The following is a 21,514-nucleotide window of genomic DNA, read 5'->3' as shown; positions in this document are numbered from 1 at the left end:
TTATTGGCTGACACCTGTTTGAACAATGTTCATCTGGCATTTAATTTGTACATCTGCATCAGGATAAATTTCTTGCCATTTTTCTGGTGTCAATGCTTTGTCTTTTGCTCTATACCTGAGGCCCAGCCCAAGCGGATCTATGTTCTGCTTTTTAAAAGACTGAACAAGGTCTTGTCCTTGCTGAGCGACACGTTTTTCCACTTCTTTTTCAACATGCTCCAAAATAGAAGGTGTATCAATTTTCTTGGACTTCATGAATTCTTTTAATTCACCTTTGAGCTTGATATCAATTGTGATATGAGGCTTTTTAGTGAGATTTTCAGTTGGTTTTATATGATAAGACACCCGTGATTTGATATTTTCAATCACAACATGAGTCTTCGCCTTATCATGAAAACGAAATTCATAAATGCCGTTTTTATGGTTTTCAATCATGGCTTTAAACGTAAACGTTTCTTCCGCCGGAATATGCCCAACCATTTTTTCTTGATCAAAAAGAGCGACACCCGAGACCTTAATAGCATTGCTTGTTTTTTTGATGTAAGGGAGATATGCATCAACACCTTTTGCCAGCATCTGGTTCATAAAAATGTGCTGATTGGTGACTGGTTCATTGCCATTTCGCATATTTTGGGTTAATAGATCTGAGAGATACACACCGATATTCAAGTTCGTTTGATTCATTTTTGTGTATAATAAATCTTCAACCTCTCCGCCTACAATCGCAAACACTTGGCGTGAACCAATGATAGGATCACGATAAATGTAATTCATTAAATCGATCATGCCGACTTCTTTTGCTAACTTTTCACTGACTAAAATAACGAGCACCTGACCCATGACGACCGGAAAAGGCGATTTTTCTGATACAAGAAATTGAATATTACTAATGGTGTTTGACCTTGCACTTAATATTTGATAACTTCCTTGCTCCTGACTTTTAAAGACAGGAAAGACAAAGAAGCCCTTCATTATTCCATCTTCTACTAAATCAAATCCAGCCGCTTGAGAGATATTTAATTCATCTAAAAGGCGAGGCTGCGCACAGCTGGTTAAGGAAAGACTCATCAACATGAGACTCATGAGTATATACCGTTTCATGCCCCTTTTTTCACCCACCTTTTTTTCAGCATCAGTCCAATGACCATACAGACAATCAATCCGTATATCAGAATGTATCCGCTATATTCCACCCATTGATTAAAGGCTTCAAAAGAAGTGGTACTGACAAAAAACGAAAACATGATCAGAATGAGGATGCTGAGACTGATTAAAGTGACGCGCTGACTCGTATGAAACACTTGTTTCGCCATTCGGCTTGCTGCCCATAATGGAATCGCGATATTTGGAATGATCAGAAGCAACCAAAGAGACACTTCAATAAATTCAAAACGCTGAATGAAGGGAAGTTTCACAATGCTTGTTAACGTCAGTGTCGGCCATTTTGTTAATTCGAGCTGAGCACTTGAGTAATACGCAATGGATACGAGAAAGACAAGTAAATTTAAGCTTGTCGTGAATAATGCCCCCATGTGGGCAAATTTTTGTGACGTCTGTGCTTTTTTAATAAAGGGATAATAGACAAGCAGCGTTCCAAAACCAAACATGGATAAGGATGCATCTTTGATTCCCATAAGCAGCTGTGTAAATGTATGGTCAAACATCGGAAACATGAAGCGAATGTGGCTGTATTTCATGACATAAAAACAGATAAACGTCATCCAGTACGTAAGTACAATGCTAAAAAATGCCCAGCCAGCAATGGTTCTAAAGCCGCCGGTATGAATGTAATAAACAAGCAGCAGCAGTACAGCCGCAAACAAAGAGCCAGGAATTTCTTTAAACAACCACACATGGATCACATCCATATAATGGACGAGGACAGTGAGCGACAAAGATGAAAAGTATAAGATATAGAGAATGTTGAATAATTGCCCAGCCCATTTACCAAATACGAATTGTGTAATCTCATGAAATTGATCCGAAGGGGCCTTTTTAAACATCAAGTACATCAGAAAGATCATGACATTGACGCTGATGCCAGAAATCAGAATGGCGATCCACCCATCATTATTCAATGATGAAACGAGGTTTGTTTGAAAGTTTAAAATGCCGACACCTACTTGATTGGCATTGATGAGAAAAAACACAAAATAAGGGGATACTTGAAATTTTTCTTTGACAGAAGAAGAGCTCATGCCTTCACTTCCTTATTCATAAAAATCATTTTTCCCCTTACGGCCTTGCTTAGGCTTAGACCGATGGATGGTTTCATTTTTTGGACGTAAATTATCCGGCCTTTTGTTCAAAAATCTGAGCTGAGGACGAATCAAACTGCCCTTTAAATCAGCGAGGCGCATTGGAAAAATAGGCTCTAAATATGGCCGCCCAATAGAGGTTAATTTCATTAAATGGGTGAGCAGGAAAGCGCCCATCACAGCAATACCTAATGCGCCCCAAACCTGTGCTGTGAATAAAAAGGGGAATCGCAGCAGGCGAATGGCACTTCCCATTTTGTATATAGGGGTCACAAAGGAGGCAAGAGCAGATAGGGCAACAATGATGAGCAGAATATTACTTGTTAAGCCTGCTGCCACCGCAGCCTGTCCAATGACAATCCCCCCCACAATTCCGAGCGTCTGTCCGACTTTAGCTGGAAGCCTGGATCCTGCTTCTCTTAGTAATTCAATTGAAATTTCTAAAAATAATGCTTCAATAATCGGCGGAAATGGCACAAGGTAGCGCGAGGACACAATCGTTTCTAATAAATCCTTTGGAATCAGCTCATAATGAAAGGTTAAAACAGCTACATATAAAGGCGTTGCAAAAATAGAAAATATGACAGCAAATATGCGTAACAGCCTAAAGCAAGAAGCCGCAATCCATGACATATTGTAATCTTCCATTGTAGAAAAATACTCTAGTAAAATGGTTGGGGCGAGCAAAACATGAGGTGAACCATCGACTAAGATAGCGATTTTTCCTTCTGTTAAACCTGACGACACGCGGTCAGGTCTTTCTGTATTTAAAAACAACGGAAAGATCGTATTGGACACATCATAAAGCATTTGAGCGAGGTAATTCGCATCTAAAATTTGATCATAATCAACGTCCTCAATTCGCTGAAGAACGGTTTCGATATTTTGCGGATTGGCGACTTCTTCAATATATAACACGGCCACTTTTGTTTGAGATAAAGTTCCAACAGTCTTTTCAGCCACCTTGAGACTCGGTGTCGTCAGCCGCCTCCTGAGCAAATTTAAGTTCGTATCTAGAACCTCCACAAATGCTTCTTGTGCACTGATAATGCCAAATTCTATCTCGGGGGAACCGACTTGTCTGCCTTTCTTTTCTTCAATCGGTATAAGAAGCGCTTTGTTCCAGTCCGTCTCAAGCCGAATGGCTATATTGCCGAGGTGAAGGGCTTCTTCCACCTTTTTCAGATCACTTGTGATGACAGCCTGTTCAATGGGAATACGTTCCTTCAGCTCTTCAAGAGAGGGGGTGAGATGCAATTCTTTTAAGCAGGGCAAAATGTGTTCATGAAGCAAATGTCCATTAATTAACGAACGAAAAAAAGACATTCGATATAGTAAGTCTTCACTGCTTGACAACTCGTTTGTAAAATCAGAGGAACGTGACAATGCCTCAAATACTGAATTCGGGTCCTTTTGAAGTTGTTTATTTTTCTTCAGCACTTGAACCATCTCCTTCCGTGATTTTCCTCTATTATCCAACCATTTGTCTGAAGATATGCATGAAAAAAGCGCTCAGCTTGATGAGCTGGACGCTTTTTTTCCATATTGAACAGCTTCTAATAATAAATCAGCAAGATGAACGGCCCGCATGCTGGGCGAATGCCCTGAGCGTTTGATGCCCGCTGCCATTTGCAGCTGGCAGCCTGGATTTGACGTGACAATAGCAGCCGCCTTTGTTTGATTAGCTTCCGTCATTTTATGATCTAAAATTTGCATCGACATTTTTGGCTGCAAGATGTTATAAATTCCGGCAGATCCGCAGCAGCGATCCGCATCCTTCATTTCTTTAAATGATATGCCTTGTATGGCCTTCATCAGCTCCCTTGGCGCATGCTGTACACCCATTCCGTTCCGTAAGTGGCAGGAGTCTTGATAGGTGATGACCTGCTCTGGCAAGGCAAGCGGCGTGCGGCGGTGAAACTCCAGCTCTACTAGAATGTCTGATATATCCGTGATCTTCTTTGAGAAGGCTTCACTTCGCTTTTGAAAATCCGAATCATCGCGAAGCAAATGATCGTAATCACTTAAAAAAGCACCACAACCGCCCGCATTCATGACTATGGCATCTGTATCTATCTTTTCAAATGCTTCAATATTCCGCTTTGCTAACTGTTTCGCTTGCTCTTTTTCTCCGCTATGACCATGAAGTGCTCCGCAGCACGTCTGAATAGGAGGGACGACAACGTCACAGCCTGCCAGCTGCAAAAGCTGGATGGTCGCTTCGTTTGTGCTGGAAAAAACGGTATCCATTAAACAGCCGGTAAAAAAGGCCACACGTTTTCTTGCTGGGCTGGCGGCTTTGTATTCCGGCAAACGATTTTTCTGTTGACGCGGTACCTTTGGAAGAGCCTGTTCCATCAGCTGTAAATGCGGTGGAAGCACCTTCAGCATGCCAGTCTTGCGGGCGGCAGTTTGCAGGCCAGATGTTTGATAAAACCGAAGAAGCCCTGCCGCTTGCCGCATTCGGCTTTGTGAAGGAAAGAGTCCTTTGAATACCACACGTCTCACAAATTTGACAGGAATAGATTGTTTTTTGTGCTGCTGAATGATGTCTCTTGCATCCTCAAGTAACCGTCCATATTTCACGCCGGAAGGGCAGACCGGTTCACATGCACGGCAACCTAGGCAAAGGTTCAGTGAATGCTCGACATCTTCATCTGGCTCAATAACGCCGTCTCTTACCGCCTTCATTAACGCAATTCGGCCGCGGGGAGAGTGTGTTTCTTGTTGACCAGATTCGATATAAGTAGGACAGGAAGGGAGACAGAAGCCACAGCGCATGCAATTGAGCAGCTCCTTTTCATCCATTTGCTGCTGAAAAGTTTGCTGAATCTCTGTTTGTTTAGAGGAGTTCATGAAACCACCACCCGTTTTCTTGCTGCTTTTCCAAACACTTTATCAGGGTTCATGATATTTGCTGGGTCAAGTGCTTGTTTGATCGCTTTCATTGCCGCAATTCCTTCTTTTTTCACCTTGAGCTCCAAATAGGGGGCTTTCATAAGGCCCACACCATGTTCACCCGTAATGGTGCCGCCAAGTGTGACTGCTTTTTCAAAAATGGCCTGAAACGCTTTTTCCACTCGCTTCATTTCTTCTTCGTTTCTTGCATCTGCTGCACAAGTAGGATGCAAATTCCCATCACCTGCATGGCCAAATGTACAGATTTTCACATTGTACTCTCTTGCAATGTCTTCAATCGCCCGCACCATGCTCGCAATTTCAGACCGGGGGACTGTGGCATCTTCTAAAATGGTTGTCGGGCTTAACCGGGCAAGGGCAGATAAAGCAGAACGTCTCGCTGTTAAAAGTGCATTTGCCTCTTCTTCAGATTGTGCGATATTTACTTTTTTTGCACCATGCTGCTGACACACTTTTGCGATACGCTGCATATCACGGGAAACCGCTTCGGGATGGCCATCCTGTTCAATTAATAGCACGGCTTGAACGTCAGTGGGCAGACCGATTTTTGCGAAGTCTTCAACGACTTCCAAGGTTGGCTGATCCATAAATTCTAATGTGGCGGGAATGATACGCTCTGCAATAATCGCTGACACGGAAGCGGCAGCTTCCTCCAGGCTTTCGTATAAGCAAAGCATCGTTTGCTTTGTTTCTGGAAGCGGCAAAAGCTTCAGCGTGGCTTCCGTGACAATTCCAAGCGTTCCTTCTGAACCAACGAACAGACGGGTCATATCATACCCAGCAACGTCCTTTGCAAGCTTGCCGCCTGTTTTGATGATGTCACCGTTTGGCAGAACGACTTCAAGTCCAAGTACATAATCTCTCGTCACACCATATTTTAACCCACGCAGACCACCTGAATTTTCATTAATATTTCCTCCTAATGTAGAGATTTTCATAGAGCTTGGATCAGGTGGATAGAAGAGGCCTCTCGCCTCTACTTGGCGAATGAATTCCTGCGTGATCAAACCAGGCTGAACCGTTGCCGTGAGATTTTCTTCATCTATTTCTATTAACTGATTCATTCTTGTAAACAGCATCACAAGTCCGCCTTGTGTAGGACATGTGCCTGCACAAAGGTTCGTTCCTGATCCTCTTGGCACGATTGGTATGTTGTATGAGGTGCAGAGCCGGATAATTTGCTGGATTTCCTCAGCCGCGCCCGGGCTTACGATAACATCTGGCATATGCTGAAAGTTCGGTGTTGCATCATAAGAGTAAGCAAGACGATCGGCTTGACTGTCTTGTACATGAGACGTACCGACAATCTTTTTTAATTGACGTGAAAATTCAGAATGTAACATGCGCATTCACTCCCACTAATTGGTCGTATCGTTTCTTTCAGTATAAAAAAAGAATCGCCTCATGCCTATGGACGATTCTACAAAATATTTGGCTGTTCGTTTCGTTTTTTTGGATCATCATCTAATAGCATAAAGGCTAAATAAAAGAGCATCGCATCCTGCATGCGCTTTGGATCAAGAGTCGTTAAATCTTGAATGCGTTTTAGCCTGTAATGCAGTGTATTGATATGTACATGCATGGCTTCTGCGGTATATTTCAATGAACAATCTGATGTCATGAGTACCCGCAATGTTTTCACTAATTCAGGATAGGGGAGAAGGGGGGCGATCGTTCGATCAAGGAACACATCTTTTGTCTCCTGACTCACTTCCTCGATAAAAAGCTCGAGCGTCAAATCTTCATCAAATACAATCGGTGTATCAGCATGTGCCATTTTTAATGCACGAAAGGCTTGTTGAAAGGATTGCTTCATCACATGTGCAGCTGCCGGTTTTCCCGCACCAATCAAAACCCCTGATGAGGAGCGAGCCGTGATGAGGGCATGGATGTGAAAAAGACGCTGCTGCAAGGCGTGGCGATCATCTGCGGTTGTTTGCAGCATGAGTAAAAAGCGGGCATGCCCCCAGCGTACGATGATTTCCTGATTAGTGAGCTGCAACATTTCCTTCAACTCATTGTATTGATTCTGCTTCATAAACGATTCAGCCTGACAATCAATTAGGACGACCGCTCGCTGCTTGTTGATATCAAGCTGAAGCCGCGCAGCCTTCTCAGTGAGATCAATTGCTGTCTCTGTCAGATGGAGCCAGTCGAATACAAACGCTTCGAGCTGTCGTTCATCCGTTTCAGTTTCTTGAAAAAATTCATGTTCATGAATGAGCAGCTCGGTCATTTTTCTTAATATTTCGCCAAAAGGAGATACATGTACAGGATCCCCTGTCATCCCAATCACCCCGATGACCTCTTGCTTAAGATAAATAGGGAGATTGATGCCAGCCTTGACACCTTTCATTTGCTGCTCGTCATCCTTTGTGAGAATTCGTTTCTGTCCTTCAAAGGATGTCAGATACGCTCCTTCATGAAATTGACCAATGCGTGCTGGATCTGTTGCCGCAATAATGGTGCCATTTGTTTGTGCGATGATGATTTCCTCAGTCAGCACCTTTTTCACTTCGTCTACGATTTTTTCTGCCAGTGTCATTGTGAGCAAAACGGACCCCTCCGAGATGTTTCTTTTGACACTATCATACCATCATATGCGGAGTCATATCTTTCTTTTCCTGAGTTGTGCTAAAATAATGAATGCACATGAAAGAGAAGAAAGGAGACATAGCCATGTCGTTACTAAATCGCTTACAAGAACGATTAAAAGAAGGACAGGCGCTGACAGACTTCGAATATGATGAAGCGGCGCGCCACAATTGGTCATTAGAAGGGTCAAGAATAAAAGAAGAAGCACGCTTTGGCGATGTATATATAGAACGTGTAGACAAAGAATCAGAGGACATGCTTCAAACAGAAGGTGCATCATTTCTAAACACACCGCTTACATATGTGAAAAAGCACCAAAAAGAGTTCATTTATATCGAATCAAAGTGGTTTGATGTCGTGAAAGTGGATGGATTAGCCATTGAATGGGATGAAGTGTTTCAAACGTATACTGTGTTATTTGGTTTAAAACAGCCTAAAAAAGACACGGGTATTCTAAAGGACATGTTATCGCCCTTACATGCTCAGCTCCAATTTAATGGACAAGACGGCTTATTTGATGTCAATGTACAGCTTCTTGAGCTTGAAGACATTCACGAAGATACGCCTCTTATTGACGTTATCACAGCAGTGTACCGATTTTTATTCCGTATGATCATACAGCTTGAAAGCAATGAATGAAAAAACGGCTCAAATTCCTGAGCCGTTTTTTTGTCCATCTATTCATTTGGTGAAGGTGTGGCAAACTGTACATCATGCTCTTTTCCATATTGAAGATAGTCTACGTTTGGCTGTTGATTGGTCACGACGATATCAATCTCGTGCAAATCACAAAACGTGGTTAAGGCGTAATGATCGAATTTGCTATCATCCACTAATAAAAATGTTTTGGCACTTTTTTGAACGAGCGTCTTTTTAATATCCGTTTCAAGCGGGGACGAATTCGTGACGCCGTGATCAATGGATAAACCAGTTGATGCGATAAAGGCTTTATTGACATTGTAAGTTTTTAGGCGCTCTACACTTTGGTAGCCAACGAAAGAATTCGTTTTTCTTTCGAGCATCCCGCCAGTGGAATAGATGGTCAGATTTTCATAGGGCATCGCCTGTGTAATGAAATCCACATTATTGGTTACAACAGTCACTTGTTTCCCAGTCAAATAGGGAAGCATCTCAAGCGTTGTCGTACCAGAATCAACAAAAATCAAATCTCCGTTTTCTACAAAAGCGGCAGCCGTCTGACCGATCAATTGTTTTTTACTTAGCTGACGGGTCTTTCGCTCCTGATACACGACTAACGTTGAGTGGTTCACAGCCACTCCGCCATACACTTTTTTTAGCACGCCGGATTCAACCAATGCTTGTACATCCCGGCGTATCGTGTTTTTTGAAACACCAAAATGTGCGACAAGCTCATCAAGTGAGGCTGATTCCCGGTCAAACACATACTCTTTGATTTGCTGAATCCGTTTTGTTTTTATCATGCTTCATATCTCCAATCAATCCGAATGTCTTTTTCCATTATACCAATAAATTCTCTTACATGATGAATAGATCAATTAGTTCCCTTTTCTCCTTTTCTATAAAAGCGTATGATAGAGAGAAGAACGAAACTGGAAAGGACTTTCACTTCTATGAATCAATCAAACACCCCATTTTCAAAACTTGCGAATTTTAGAGAAGTAGGGGGACTTCAAACAACTGATCAAATGATGATGAGGCAGGGAATGATTTATCGATCCGCAGATTTATCCCGTTTGACAAAACAAGATATCGAGATATTCTCAAAGCTCGGGATTCAAACCGTTTGTGACCTCCGAACAACCTCAGAACGTAAATCACATCCACCAAAGATCAAGGAACACGACAAAATCGTTCATATTCCGATGCAGCCTGACAGTAAGATGCCAAGTAAATGGACCATGTTTCGTATGCTCGTAAAAGAGGGGAAGTCTCTCTCATTTACACCAATTATGAAAGATTTATATCAAAGCATGCTCACCGAGCGTAAAGAGGAGATACAGCAGCTGTTCTCACTGCTTGCAGACAAGAGCAATTACCCGTTAATGCTTCACTGCACAAGCGGTAAGGATCGCACAGGCTTTTTATCTGGCCTGATTCAATTAACAGCAGGTGTACCGCTGCCTGTCGTTTTAAGTGAATACATGCGCTCTAACGAAGGAGTACAAATGCTTATCAGAAGGCAGGAACGATTTGTCCGCTTGATGAGTTTATACCGGGTGTCAAAAAAGCAAATTCAGCCGCTTCTCGGTGTGCAGCAAGATTATCTGGAAGATGTGCTGAACGAGATGCTGGAGACATACGGGAGTGCAGAGCGGTATTTAATCGAAGCCTGTGACGTACCAGAAGCTCAGCTTCATGAAATGAAAAACATGCTGCTTACACCATCTGCTGGCATTCCATCACAAAAAGCAGAATAAACTTAATATGAGGTGATGCAAAACATGCTGAAAAAGATCAGTATGACGGTTTTAACATTCATGTTGATGTTTGTCCTTTTATTGATTCCTTCTAGCAGTCTAGCTCGTCCAATGTCAAAAGGGAAGCTTGAAAGCACTAGAGAGATGCGCGCGGTATGGGTCGCATCGGTTTATAATTTAGATTGGCCTTCAAAGAAAGGATTGTCTGCAGCGGAGCAAAAACAAGAGCTCATTCATTTGTTAGATGAGATCAAAGCGATGAATATGAATGCCGTCATCATGCAAATAAAACCAACAGCAGATGCTTTTTATCCTTCGGCTTACGGGCCGTGGTCAGAATATTTGACTGGAACACAAGGGAAAGATCCTGGGTATGATCCGCTTGCGTTTATGATCGAAGAAGCTCATCAACGCGGTCTTGAATTTCACGCTTGGTTTAACCCTTATCGAATCACAATGAATCACACCGACCTCAGCCGTTTATCAGCCGATCACCCTGCAAGACAGCATCCTGAATGGACCATTGCATATGGGAACCAGCTTTATTACAATCCAGGCATTCCTGAGGCACAGGACTTCATTGTCGGCGGCATTGAAGAAGTCGTGAAAAACTACGATATTGATGCGGTGCATATGGATGATTATTTTTACCCGAATAAAATAGCCGGTGTCCCGTTTCCAGATCAAGAAACGTATGAAACATATGGGAAAAAAGCATTTACACATATAGAAGATTGGCGAAGAGACAATGTGAACCAATTGGTGAAGCAAATCAACGCCACCATTAAGAAAGAAAAGCCTTATGTGAAATTCGGTATTAGTCCATTCGGTGTATGGCGCAATATAAAAGATGACCCGACTGGTTCAAACACCACAGCAGGTATGACCAATTACGATGATTTGTATGCCGATACAAGAGAGTGGATTCAGCAGCACGATATTGATTACATCACTCCACAAATTTACTGGAGCATTGGCTTTCAAGCAGCCGCTTATGACGTGCTAACAAAATGGTGGTCAAATGAGGTGAAAGGAGAGCCGGTTCACCTGTACATTGGTCAGGCGACGTATAAAATTAATCAAAACAGTGATCCTGCTTGGTCTGACCCGGAAGAATATTTTAGGCAGATTGAGCTGAACAGGCAGTCACAGCTTGTGCAGGGAAGCATGCATTTCAGCCTGAAGGATATCAATCGCAACCCTTTAGATGTAAAGGACCGATTGATAGAAGAGTCATACCGAAAACCGGCTCTCATCCCAGAAATGCCATGGCTTCATCAAAAAGCGCCTAAAAAACCAATCATTCAATCTGTGAAAAAGACAGCCGATGGTGCGGCTTTACAAATCAAAAATGATTCGCATTCTACCGCATCCTATTATGCAGTCTATCGATTGACAAATAAAGGAACATATGAATTACTGCAAACGATCCGAAAGGAAAAAGGCTCCATAACAACTGTTAAAGACCTCCCAGCCGATCAAAAGAAGCCTGATACTTACAAGGTAACGGCTCTCAATCGCCTTCACCACGAAAGCAAGCCTTCTACAAAAATAGTAAAATAACGAAAAAAGCATGAGTGAGGTTTTTTCTTCATTGATGCTTTTTTCTTTTTTGCTACTATTTTTATTTTAATTTTCTGAATTCAATTGAGCTTGGCATGAAGCTGTCGCTTGATTAATAAATATGATAGAAAGAGCCAAAGGGGGAAAGAAGATGGATTTTGAATTAACGAAAGAACAACAAATGATCCGCCAGATGGTCAAGGACTTCGCCAAAGAAGAAATTGCACCACTCGCTCAAACCATTGATGAGCAGGCCGTATTCCCAGCCAAAACGTTTCAAAAAATGGGGGAGCTCGGCTTTATGGGTATCCCCTTTCCAGAGAAATACGGGGGCTCGGGAGGAGATACGATATCGTATGCACTCGCTGTAGAAGAAATCGGAAAACAGTGTGCGAGCACGGGTCTTAGCTATGCCGCAGCCGTATCCTTAGGCGCAAGCCCGCTTTATTACTTTGGTACAGAAGAGCAAAAGATGGATCACCTTGTCCCGCTGGCATCTGGAACAGCACTCGGTTCCTTCGGATTAACAGAACCAAACGCAGGATCAGATGCAAAAGGGACGAAAACAAAAGCAGTCAAAGAAGGACAAGAGTATGTGATCAGCGGGGAGAAGTGCTGGATCACAAATGCCAATTTTGCCAGAACCATTATCGTCACCGCTGTCTCGGATCATGATGAGCACGGCCATCCAATCATCTCCGCCTTCATTGTGGAGAAAGGGCAAAAAGGGCTTTCCATTACAAATCCATATGACAAAATGGGCGTGCGCGGTTCAGATACAGCTGAAATCATTTTAGACGGCGTCCGTGTACCAGAACATCATCTATTAGGAGACCGAGAGAAAGGCTTCAAGCAATTTTTATATACATTAGACGGGGGACGCATTTCGATTGCTGCGTTATCTGTTGGCATCGCACAAGCTGCACTTGATGCTTCACTCTCCTACGCAAAGGAAAGAAAACAATTTGGTCAAACCCTTTCTTCCTTTCAAGCCATTCAGTTTAAGCTGGCAGATATGGCGATGCATATAGAGCTCGCCAGGCAAATGGTTTGGAAAGCGGCTTGGCTGAAAGATCACGGCAAGCCATTTACAAAGGAAGCTGCCTATGCCAAGCTTTTCGCTTCTGAAATGGCGACAAAAGCAAGCCTTGAAGCTGTCCAAATACACGGAGGAACAGGCTATATGAAAGAATGTGGTGTAGAGCGGCTTGTGAGAGATGCCAAACTGATGGAAATTGGAGAAGGAACCTCTGAAATTCAGCGTCTAGTCATCGCAAGACAACTGTTAGCGTAACCCTTTAATGAAAACGCTTACCATCAATGGAGGAGGAAAGCCATGATGTCGATTCATCCACAAACAATCGGCTCCCTATTAAAAGAGAGAATGGAGCAGCACCCAGCACATGAAGCCATTGTGTATCCAGAACGTTCTTTACGTTTTTCATATGAAGCGTTTTATCGAGAAGTCAAGGTAACAGGGAAAGGTCTAATGGCATTAGGGGTTCAAAAAGGGGATCATATCGCCATTATGGCACCAAATATACCTGAATGGCTCATATTGCAATTCGCCTGCGCCTCTATCGGAGCCGTTCTAGTCACCGTCAATACGAATTTTCAATCACAGGAACTCGCTTATTTACTTAAGCACTCTGATAGCAGCATGCTATTTATCGTAGACGGGTTTAAAGAAACGTCTTATGTGAAGATGCTTGAAGAGCTTATTCCAGAGCTTCAAACTGCTGATCAAGACGAGTTTGAAATGACATCCGCATCATTTCCTTTTTTAAAAAGCATCATCTATATTGGCGAGCACACGCCAAAGGGCATGCGCAGTTGGAACAGTATTCAAGCAGCTGCCAAAAGAACAGGGGATCATGAGTGGACGAAACGAATGGATGAGCTTGTGCCGGATGATGTCATTAATATGCAATATACTTCAGGCACAACCGGCTTCCCAAAAGGAGTCATGCTCAGCCATACAAACATCGTCTGCAATGCCAGCCAAATTGCAGATTGTATGAAGCTCACCCAGCAGGACCGAATGTGTATCCCCGTTCCATTTTTTCATTGCTTTGGATCTGTTCTTGGTGTGCTTGCATGTTTCACAAAAGGCGGAACGATCATTCCAGTTGAATCCTTCCATCCAGAGCGAGTTCTTCAAACAGTCGAAAAAGAGAAGTGTACTGTTCTACACGGCGTCCCAACGATGTTTATTGCAGAGCTCAACCATTCAAATTTTCACCAATACGATCTGTCCACATTACGAACGGGCATTATGGCAGGATCTCTTTGTCCATCCCATGTGATGAAAGCAGTCATTGAACAAATGGGACTGAAGGAGCTCACCATTGCTTACGGTCAGACTGAAAGCTCGCCTGTCATTACCCAAACAAGAACGGATGATTCATTTGAGAGACGGGTTCAAACGGTCGGCCGGGCGCTTCCACACATCGAAGTGAAAATCACCGCACCAGGCACGCTGGTTGAAGTGCCAAGAGGAAAGCAAGGAGAGCTGTGCACAAGAGGGTACCATGTGATGAAAGGCTACTATAAAAATGAAGAAGCCACAAATGACGTCATTGATGAGGACGGCTGGCTTCATACAGGGGATTTAGCGGAGATGGATGAGGATGGCTATGTGAAAATCACAGGCCGGCTCAAAGATATGATCATTAGAGGCGGGGAGAATGTTTACCCAAAAGAGATTGAGGATGTTCTTTATACGCATCCCGCAATTCTTGATGCGCAGGTCGTGGGTATACCTGACGAAATCTACGGGGAAGAAGCAGCCGCATTTATTCGTCTCAAGCAAGGTCACACGGTGACGATTGAGACGTTAACCAGCTATTGCGAGTCACAAATGGCACGCTACAAAATTCCTAAATATTTTTTCATCACTGATGAGTATCCAATGACCGCATCAGGGAAGATTCAAAAATTTCGTCTAAAAAAACAGGCGCTTGATCTAATAAAGGAGTGAAGGCAGCGATGTTTCAAAAAGTACTGATTGCAAACAGAGGCGAAATTGCCCGGCGAATTATTCGAACGTGTAAAAGGCTTGGGATCAAAACCGTCGCCGTCTATTCAGAGGCAGACCAGCATGCACTTCATGTGAAAGATGCAGACAGCGCCTATTGTATTGGAGGCGCAAAAGTATCTGAAAGCTATTTAAACATGGAAGCGATCATTGAGGCAGCCAAGCAGACAAACACAGATGCCATCCACCCTGGATATGGCCTCTTATCAGAGAATGCAGCCTTTGCCCAACGGTGCCGCAGCGAAGGAATGGCCTTTATTGGACCATCCGCACAAGTCATTCAGCAAATGGGGAATAAAATTGAAGCAAGAAAGACAATGGCTCGAGCCGGTATCCCAATTGTACCAGGCGTTTCAGCCCCGCTTCATGATGCAGAAGAAGGGATCAGTCAAGCGCGGTCGCTTGGTTATCCGATTATGCTCAAGGCATCAAGTGGAGGCGGCGGAATTGGTATGCAGCTCGTTCGAAATGATGAGGAGCTGTACAGAGCTTTTGAAGGAAATCAAAAAAGGGCACAAAGCTTTTTCAACGATGGGACGCTGTATATGGAAAAGGTCATTGAAGACGCACGGCATGTTGAAATCCAAGTTCTCTTTGACTCCTTCGGCCACGGGGTTCACTTATTTGAGCGCGACTGTTCTCTCCAAAGAAGACATCAGAAAATCATTGAAGAAGCACCAGCCGCCTGTCTCGATGAATCGGTGAGACATCAGATGGGACAGATGGCCGTTAAAGCTGCCAAAGCGATTGGCTATGAAAATGCAGGAACGATTGAATGTTTAGTCGATCAGAATCAGCAATTTTATTTCCTTGAAATGAACACGAGATTACAAGTAGAGCATCCTGTCACAGAAGAAATTACAGGGATTGACCTAGTCGAGGAACAGCTGAAAATTGCTGCATTAGAGCCGCTTTCCTTTAACCAGGAAGATATTCATCAAATCGGTCATGCCATCGAGGTTAGAATCTATGCAGAAGATCCCGTCACCTTTTATCCATCACCTGGAACGATCAGCCGGCTATCTATGCCTGATGCTCCCTTTATCCGTCATGAGTCAAGTGTGACAAGCGGGAGCGTGATTACCCCATTTTACGATCCAATGATTGCGAAAATGATCGTTTACGGTGATACAAGAAAACTTGCAATAGAACGATTAAAAGAGGCTTTACAAGCATATGAAATAGAAGGGATCAAAACCAACTTACCACTTTTAAGAGAAATGGCCGGATCTTCTGCTTTCTCACAAGGCAGCATCACAACCGATTTTCTCATGAAAAAAAGGGAGGAAAACCGTTCATGAAAACTGTCACGATACAAATGGCCGGAAACTTATGGAAGCTTCTTGTGAAACAAGGGGATGAAGTGCAAAAAGGGCAGGAGGTCGCCATTTTAGAATCAATGAAAATGGAGATTCCGATTGTTGCAAATGAGGCTGGTGTCATCAGTAAAGTCCATAAGGCAGAGGGAGAATTTGTTGATGAAGGAGAGATTCTTCTGGAGCTGACAGAATAGGAGGGGGAGCGAGATGGCATTACCAAAAAGTGTGATGATCAGGGAGGTCGGTCCTCGGGACGGACTGCAAAATGAATCAGTCTGGCTGGAGACAAGCGAGAAGCGAACGTGGATTGATCTGCTCGCAGCAGCCGACCTCCCTTATATTGAAGTCACATCATTTGTTCATCCTAAATGGGTTCCAGCCTTAAAAGATGCCAAAGAACTCACCCAATCCTTAAACAAAAAAGACGACGTCACCTATGCAGCACTCATTCCTAACGAAAAAGGCTTAGCTCACTTTTTTGAAGCTAATCTTGACACAGGCGCTATGTTTATCTCTTCTAGTGAAACACATAACAAGAAAAATATGAATCAATCCATCCACGAAACACTTCCTGTCATCAAACAAATGACAGCTAGTTTAAAAGCAGAGGGAAAGACCACGCGAGCATACATTTCCACTGTGTTTGGCTGCCCATATGAAAAACAAGTGCCAATGGATCAAGTCCTGCGGTTAACGGATACTCTGCTTTCTTATGGCATTGATGAAATATCGCTTGGCGACACCATCGGAGAAGCCCATCCGCTTCAAGTAGAAAGGCGCTTAGATATTTTACTTGAACGTTTTCCTGCTGATAAAATCGCTCTTCATTTTCATGATACGAAAGGAATGGGCCTTGCCAATATCTATACGGCATTAAAAGCTGGCATCACAATATTTGATTCCTCTAGCGGCGGACTTGGCGGCTGCCCGTATGCCCCTGGCTCTAGCGGAAATGTGGCGACAGAGGATGTGGTGCACATGCTTCAAAAGCTAGGAATTGAGACAAATATTCATCTACCTGCATTGATTAAAGCGGCAGAATGGATTGAAACAAAAGTAGAACGAACCCTGCCTAGCCACTGTTTACGGGCTTTTCACTCTCATACTACTTCATAAAGGATGAATGACATGACATCATTGGTCAATTTTTCAATACAAGATGAACAAATCGGCATCATGACTTTAAACAGGCCAGAACAAGCGAATTCCTTATCTACTGCGATGCTGGAGGAGATCAATCAAATCATTCAAGAAATTAACCACGATGAAAGTATCCGCTGTCTGCTCATAACAGGAGCCGGTACTAACGTCTTTTGCGCTGGAGCAGATTTAAAAGAACGACGATTGATGACAGAGGCAGAAGCAAAAGCAGCTGTTCTGTCAATTCAGCAGACCTTTATAGAAATTGAAGCCATTTCAGTACCTGTCATTGCTGTAATGAACGGACACGCACTTGGCGGAGGCCTTGAACTCGCGCTCGCTTGTGATCTCCGCATCGCAAGAGCCGGAGCAAGACTCGGCCTGCCAGAAACAGGACTAGCTATCATACCAGGAGCCGGAGGGACGCAGCGACTTCCGCGCCTGATTGGACTCGGTAAAGCAAAAGAACTGATTTTCACAGGGACACCTTTACAAGCAGAAGAAGCCATCCAAATCGGACTAATTGAGCATATCTCTTTAGCAGATACCCTCATGAACGATGCACTCTCTCTCGCAAAACAAATCGCCAAAAATGGCCCGCTTGCCATAAAAGAAGCGAAAAAAGCGATTCAATTAAGCCTTGATCACGATTTGCATGCAGGTCTGATGAAGGAATATGAAAGTTATTTACGGCTCATTGATACAGAAGATCGAACGGAAGGTCTTCGAGCTTTCCAAGAAAAACGAACGCCTCAATACAAAGGCCAATAGCAAGAAAGGGGAATGGGTATGATCGAAGAATATGAACTGAAAAAGCAGCAAATCTTGAAGGGCGGAGCCGAGCGATATCATCAAAAAAACAAGGAAAAAGGAAAATTGTTCGTCCGTGATCGGCTTCAGTTGTTATTAGATGAGAATTCTTTCATTGAGGATGCCATGTTTGCTGAGTGTAAAGATGAACATTTACCAGCAGATGGCGTCGTCACTGGGACAGGGAGAATGAATGGACAAACGGTTTGCGTTATGGCAAATGATTCTACCGTCAAAGCCGGATCATGGGGCGTCAAAACGGTTGAAAAAATCATTAGAATCCAAGAAACAGCCGAAAAGCTCAACTGCCCAATGCTGTATTTAGTTGACTCTGCGGGTGCTAGAATCACCGATCAAATGGCCATGTTTCCAGGCAGAAGGGGAGCAGGCCGCATTTTTTATAATCAGGTAAAGCTGTCAGGGCGTATTCCGCAAATTTGTTTACTATTTGGTCCGTCTGCAGCCGGAGGGGCTTACATTCCTGCTTTTTGTGACATCGTCGTCATGGTCGAAGGGAATGCCTCGATGTATTTAGGCTCGCCGCGAATGGCCGAAATGGTGATTGGAGAAAAAGTGTCACTCGAGGAAATGGGCGGGGCAAACATGCACTGCAGCATTTCTGGGTGCGGCGATATTTTAGCGAAAACAGAGGAAGAAGCCATTCAAATCGCTCGCGACTATTTAACGTACATGCCTGCCAACTATACCGAAAAACCAAAAGCGGCAGCCGCAAAAGCACCTAAACCATCAGAGATCACCATTCAAGACCTCATCCCTAAAGGGCAGAATACCCCTTTTGATATGTATCAGCTCATTGATTTACTCATTGATGAAGGATCTTTTTTTGAAATCAAAAAGCTATTTGCCGCAGAGCTAATCACAGGCTTTGGCCGCATGAATGGGCAGCCTGTCGGTCTTATTGCCAACCAGCCGAGGGTAAAAGGCGGCGTTTTATTCCATGACTCAGCTGACAAAGCTGCCAAGTTTATTCAGCTATGTGACGCCTTCCATATTCCACTCGTTTTCCTTGCCGATATACCGGGGTTTATGATCGGTACAAAAGTGGAACAAGCTGGCATTATCAGGCACGGAGCGAAAATGATTTCTGCTATGGCAGAGGCAACCGTTCCGAAAATATCGGTCATTGTGCGTAAAGCTTACGGTGCAGGTTTATATGCAATGGCAGGGCCAGCCTTTGAGCCGGACTGCTGTCTCGCTCTTCCATCGGCGCAAATCGCTGTCATGGGGCCAGAAGCCGCTGTAAATGCTGTCTATGCGAATAAAATTGCCGAACTGCCTGCCGAAGAAAGAGCTGCATTTATCCAAGAGAAACGTAAGGAATATCAGGAAGATATGAATATATATGAGCTTGCCTCTGAAATGATTGTCGATGGTGTCATCCCATTTGACCACCTGCGAGATGAGCTTTGTCATAGATTACAAGCCTATACCTCTAAAGAGCTGACATTTACAAGACGAAAACATCCGGTCTATCCGGTCTAAAGGGGGCGGCTTCATGATAAACCTAAAACCAGCGTGGATTCCCAAAGAGCAGATGATCAAACAAACACGTCTTTACAAATGGATGCATTCACTTGGTTTTTCTACTTATGATGCGTTCTATCAAGCTAGTATCGAGCGTACCGATTGGTTTTGGAGAGAAGCCGAAAAGGCGGTCGGCATCGTCTGGAAAGAGCCGTATGAAGACGCATTAGGTCAAGATTCATTCATGTGGCCCAATTGGTACAAAGGCGGCAAACTAAACGTGGTTGAAACGGCTGTGAACAAGTGGGCAGAGAAAGAAGAAACGAAGCATCAGCCAGCGGTAATTTGGAGAAATGAAGCGGGAGAAGAGAGTAGCTGGACGTACCTCGAACTCCAGGAAAAGGTCAATCGCCTCGCTGCTGGTTTCTTGAAGAATGGGCTTCAAAAAGGGGATGTCGCAATCATCTATATGCCTATGCTTCCTGAAACGGCTGCTGTCATGCTTGCCTTTGCCAAGATTGGTGTCATCTTTAGCCCCGTCTTTTCTGGCTATGGAAGCGAGCCTCTTGCCGTCCGTATTCGTGCATCGGGGGCAACCATTCTCGTGACAGGCTCCAATATGACGCGCAGGGGAAAGACGATCAACATGCGGCAATGTGCGGCAGAAGCCATTGACAAAACCACGACTGTCAAAACAGTCATTGTTCACACTTCCTCTCATACTGGATATAAAGAGGATATCAGGCTAAACGATTTGTTAAAAGAAGTGCCGTTGATTGACACGACCTACCTCACAAATGAAGATCCTCTCATGATCTTGTACACTTCTGGAACAACCGGTACGCCAAAGGGGGCTGTTCATACACACGCAGGTTTCCCTGTAAAAGCTGCTTTTGATGCCGGTCTTTGTATGGACGTTGCAAAAGGGGACCGTTTGTTTTGGCTTACAGACATGGGCTGGATGATGGGACCATTTCTCGTTTTTGGCGGCTTAATCAATGGAGCTGCGGTTGTTTTATATGACGGTGCACCAGATTATCCAGATGAACAGCATCTCTGGTCATTCATCCATGAGCAAAAAGTAACTCATTTTGGACTTTCACCTACTTTTGTTCGGTCTGCAATGCAGCAAAATCTTGCGAAAATGAAGCTGCCGTATGTCAAAGCCATCATTTCTACAGGTGAACCGTGGAATGAAGCACCATGGCAATGGCTTTTTGACACAATCGGTCAAAAGCGTATTCCGATCTTAAACTACTCAGGGGGAACTGAGGTTTCTGGCGGTATTGTAGGGAGTACGCTGCTTCGCCCAATCAAACCCATCCTGTTTAATGCGGCGATCCTTGGAATGGCGGCAGACGTGTTTAATGAAGCGGGACAGAGCGTCAAAAATGAAGTAGGGGAGTTTGTGGTGAAAAAGCCATGGGTTGGGATGACATGTGGGTTTTGGAAAGATCCCGAGCGTTTTGAAGAGACGTATTTCAAACGGTTTGATGGGGTGTGGACACACGGTGATTGGGTGATGCAATCAGAGGAAGGTGCATTCCATATCACGGGCAGATCGGATGATGTTATTAATACAGCAGGAAAACGCATTGGCCCAGCTGAAATTGAATCCATTCTTGTCGGACATCCAGCCGTACACGAGGCGGCTGTGATTGGCGTAAAGGATGAGATGAAAGGAGAGGCACTCGTGTGTTTCATTGTGACCGGGTCACATTCTTTTGAAGAAGAAAAACTCATTCAAGAGCTCAAAACACATGTTGGTTTACATGCAGGAAAAGCGCTCTCTCCAAAAGAAATTCATCTCATTTCAGCTTTACCGAAAACAAGAAACGGAAAAATCGTCCGACGTTTATTAAAAGGAGCGTATGAACAGAAACCTTCACCAGATCTATCTTCTTTAGACAATCCAAAGGTGTACAAAAGCATTTGCGAATACTTAAAAAGGAAACAAAATCCATAAAAAAAGACAGGAGGGAATCCTGT

18 protein-coding genes are annotated in these 21,514 nt (G+C 43.8%); 11 read left to right on the top strand and 7 right to left on the bottom strand.

The window, feature by feature from the left end; all coding sequences use genetic code 11:
* From AKG37_RS05720 to AKG37_RS05695, 6 genes are all read right to left on the bottom strand, one after another.
* Nucleotides 1-1,101, bottom strand: a complete 1,101-nt coding sequence (locus AKG37_RS05720; RefSeq protein ID WP_060697934.1) for a Ger(x)C family spore germination protein — start codon at nt 1,099-1,101, stop codon at nt 1-3.
* The gene (locus AKG37_RS05715; protein WP_060697933.1) at nt 1,098-2,198 is read right to left on the bottom strand and encodes a GerAB/ArcD/ProY family transporter; all 1,101 of its coding nucleotides are present in this window, start codon (nt 2,196-2,198) and stop codon (nt 1,098-1,100) included. The genes AKG37_RS05720 and AKG37_RS05715 overlap by 4 nt, the downstream gene beginning before the upstream one ends.
* A gap of 12 nt (nt 2,199-2,210) precedes the next feature.
* On the bottom strand, nt 2,211-3,698 hold the full coding sequence (locus AKG37_RS05710; RefSeq protein WP_060697932.1) for a spore germination protein: 1,488 nt from the start codon (nt 3,696-3,698) through the stop codon (nt 2,211-2,213).
* Nucleotides 3,699-3,770: 72 nt separating this feature from the next.
* Nucleotides 3,771-5,114 carry a (Fe-S)-binding protein gene (locus AKG37_RS05705; protein WP_060697931.1) on the bottom strand — a complete coding sequence of 448 codons (1,344 nt, stop codon included), beginning with the start codon at nt 5,112-5,114 and terminating at the stop codon, nt 3,771-3,773.
* Nucleotides 5,111-6,520: a glycolate oxidase subunit GlcD gene (gene glcD, locus AKG37_RS05700; protein WP_060697930.1), complete on the bottom strand. Its 1,410-nt coding sequence runs from the start codon at nt 6,518-6,520 to the stop codon at nt 5,111-5,113. Before glcD ends, AKG37_RS05705 begins: the two co-directional genes overlap by 4 nt.
* A 77-nt stretch (nt 6,521-6,597) precedes the next feature.
* Nucleotides 6,598-7,731 (bottom strand): CdaR family transcriptional regulator, encoded by a 1,134-nt coding sequence (locus tag AKG37_RS05695; RefSeq protein ID WP_060697929.1) that lies wholly within the window; start codon nt 7,729-7,731, stop codon nt 6,598-6,600.
* A gap of 125 nt (nt 7,732-7,856) precedes the next feature.
* On the opposite strand from AKG37_RS05695, the gene AKG37_RS05690 reads away from it, so the two are divergent.
* Nucleotides 7,857-8,411: a hypothetical protein gene (locus AKG37_RS05690; protein ID WP_060697928.1), complete on the top strand. Its 555-nt coding sequence runs from the start codon at nt 7,857-7,859 to the stop codon at nt 8,409-8,411.
* A 38-nt stretch (nt 8,412-8,449) separates the two neighbouring features.
* Here AKG37_RS05690 and AKG37_RS05685 read toward each other — a convergent pair whose 3' ends face one another.
* Nucleotides 8,450-9,214: a DeoR/GlpR family DNA-binding transcription regulator gene (locus AKG37_RS05685; RefSeq protein ID WP_060697927.1), complete on the bottom strand. Its 765-nt coding sequence runs from the start codon at nt 9,212-9,214 to the stop codon at nt 8,450-8,452.
* Nucleotides 9,215-9,364: 150 nt separating this feature from the next.
* Here AKG37_RS05685 and AKG37_RS05680 point away from each other — a divergent pair, with 150 nt between their 5' ends.
* From AKG37_RS05680 to AKG37_RS05635, 10 genes are all read left to right on the top strand, one after another.
* Entirely contained in the window at nt 9,365-10,171 is an 807-nt protein-coding gene (locus AKG37_RS05680; RefSeq protein WP_060697926.1) for a tyrosine-protein phosphatase, read from the top strand.
* Between the two features lie 24 nt (nt 10,172-10,195).
* Nucleotides 10,196-11,734, top strand: coding sequence for a glycoside hydrolase family 10-like protein (locus tag AKG37_RS05675; protein ID WP_060697925.1), 1,539 nt, complete (start codon nt 10,196-10,198; stop codon nt 11,732-11,734).
* Between the two features lie 151 nt (nt 11,735-11,885).
* On the top strand, nt 11,886-13,028 hold the full coding sequence (locus tag AKG37_RS05670) for an acyl-CoA dehydrogenase family protein (RefSeq protein WP_060697924.1): 1,143 nt from the start codon (nt 11,886-11,888) through the stop codon (nt 13,026-13,028).
* Nucleotides 13,029-13,070: 42 nt separating this feature from the next.
* Nucleotides 13,071-14,714 carry an AMP-binding protein gene (locus AKG37_RS05665; protein ID WP_060697923.1) on the top strand — a complete coding sequence of 548 codons (1,644 nt, stop codon included), beginning with the start codon at nt 13,071-13,073 and terminating at the stop codon, nt 14,712-14,714.
* Nucleotides 14,715-14,722: 8 nt separating this feature from the next.
* The gene (locus AKG37_RS05660; protein WP_060697922.1) at nt 14,723-16,072 is read left to right on the top strand and encodes an acetyl-CoA carboxylase biotin carboxylase subunit; all 1,350 of its coding nucleotides are present in this window, start codon (nt 14,723-14,725) and stop codon (nt 16,070-16,072) included.
* Nucleotides 16,069-16,284 (top strand): acetyl-CoA carboxylase biotin carboxyl carrier protein subunit, encoded by a 216-nt coding sequence (locus AKG37_RS05655; RefSeq protein ID WP_060697921.1) that lies wholly within the window; start codon nt 16,069-16,071, stop codon nt 16,282-16,284. The genes AKG37_RS05660 and AKG37_RS05655 overlap by 4 nt, the downstream gene beginning before the upstream one ends.
* A gap of 13 nt (nt 16,285-16,297) precedes the next feature.
* Nucleotides 16,298-17,206, top strand: coding sequence for a hydroxymethylglutaryl-CoA lyase (locus AKG37_RS05650; RefSeq protein WP_060697920.1), 909 nt, complete (start codon nt 16,298-16,300; stop codon nt 17,204-17,206).
* 12 nt (nt 17,207-17,218) lie between these two features.
* Nucleotides 17,219-18,001: an enoyl-CoA hydratase-related protein gene (locus AKG37_RS05645; RefSeq protein WP_060697919.1), complete on the top strand. Its 783-nt coding sequence runs from the start codon at nt 17,219-17,221 to the stop codon at nt 17,999-18,001.
* 18 nt (nt 18,002-18,019) lie between these two features.
* Nucleotides 18,020-19,543, top strand: coding sequence for an acyl-CoA carboxylase subunit beta (locus tag AKG37_RS05640; protein WP_077233690.1), 1,524 nt, complete (start codon nt 18,020-18,022; stop codon nt 19,541-19,543).
* Nucleotides 19,544-19,556: 13 nt separating this feature from the next.
* The gene (locus AKG37_RS05635; RefSeq protein WP_060697917.1) at nt 19,557-21,491 is read left to right on the top strand and encodes an AMP-binding protein; all 1,935 of its coding nucleotides are present in this window, start codon (nt 19,557-19,559) and stop codon (nt 21,489-21,491) included.
* Nucleotides 21,492-21,514: the final 23 nt, after the last annotated feature.

Source organism: Bacillus australimaris, assembly GCF_001307105.1.
GTDB lineage: Bacteria > Bacillota > Bacilli > Bacillales > Bacillaceae > Bacillus > Bacillus australimaris.
Note: the sequence above shows the minus strand (reverse complement) of the source record. Positions and strands in the feature narration are given on the sequence as shown.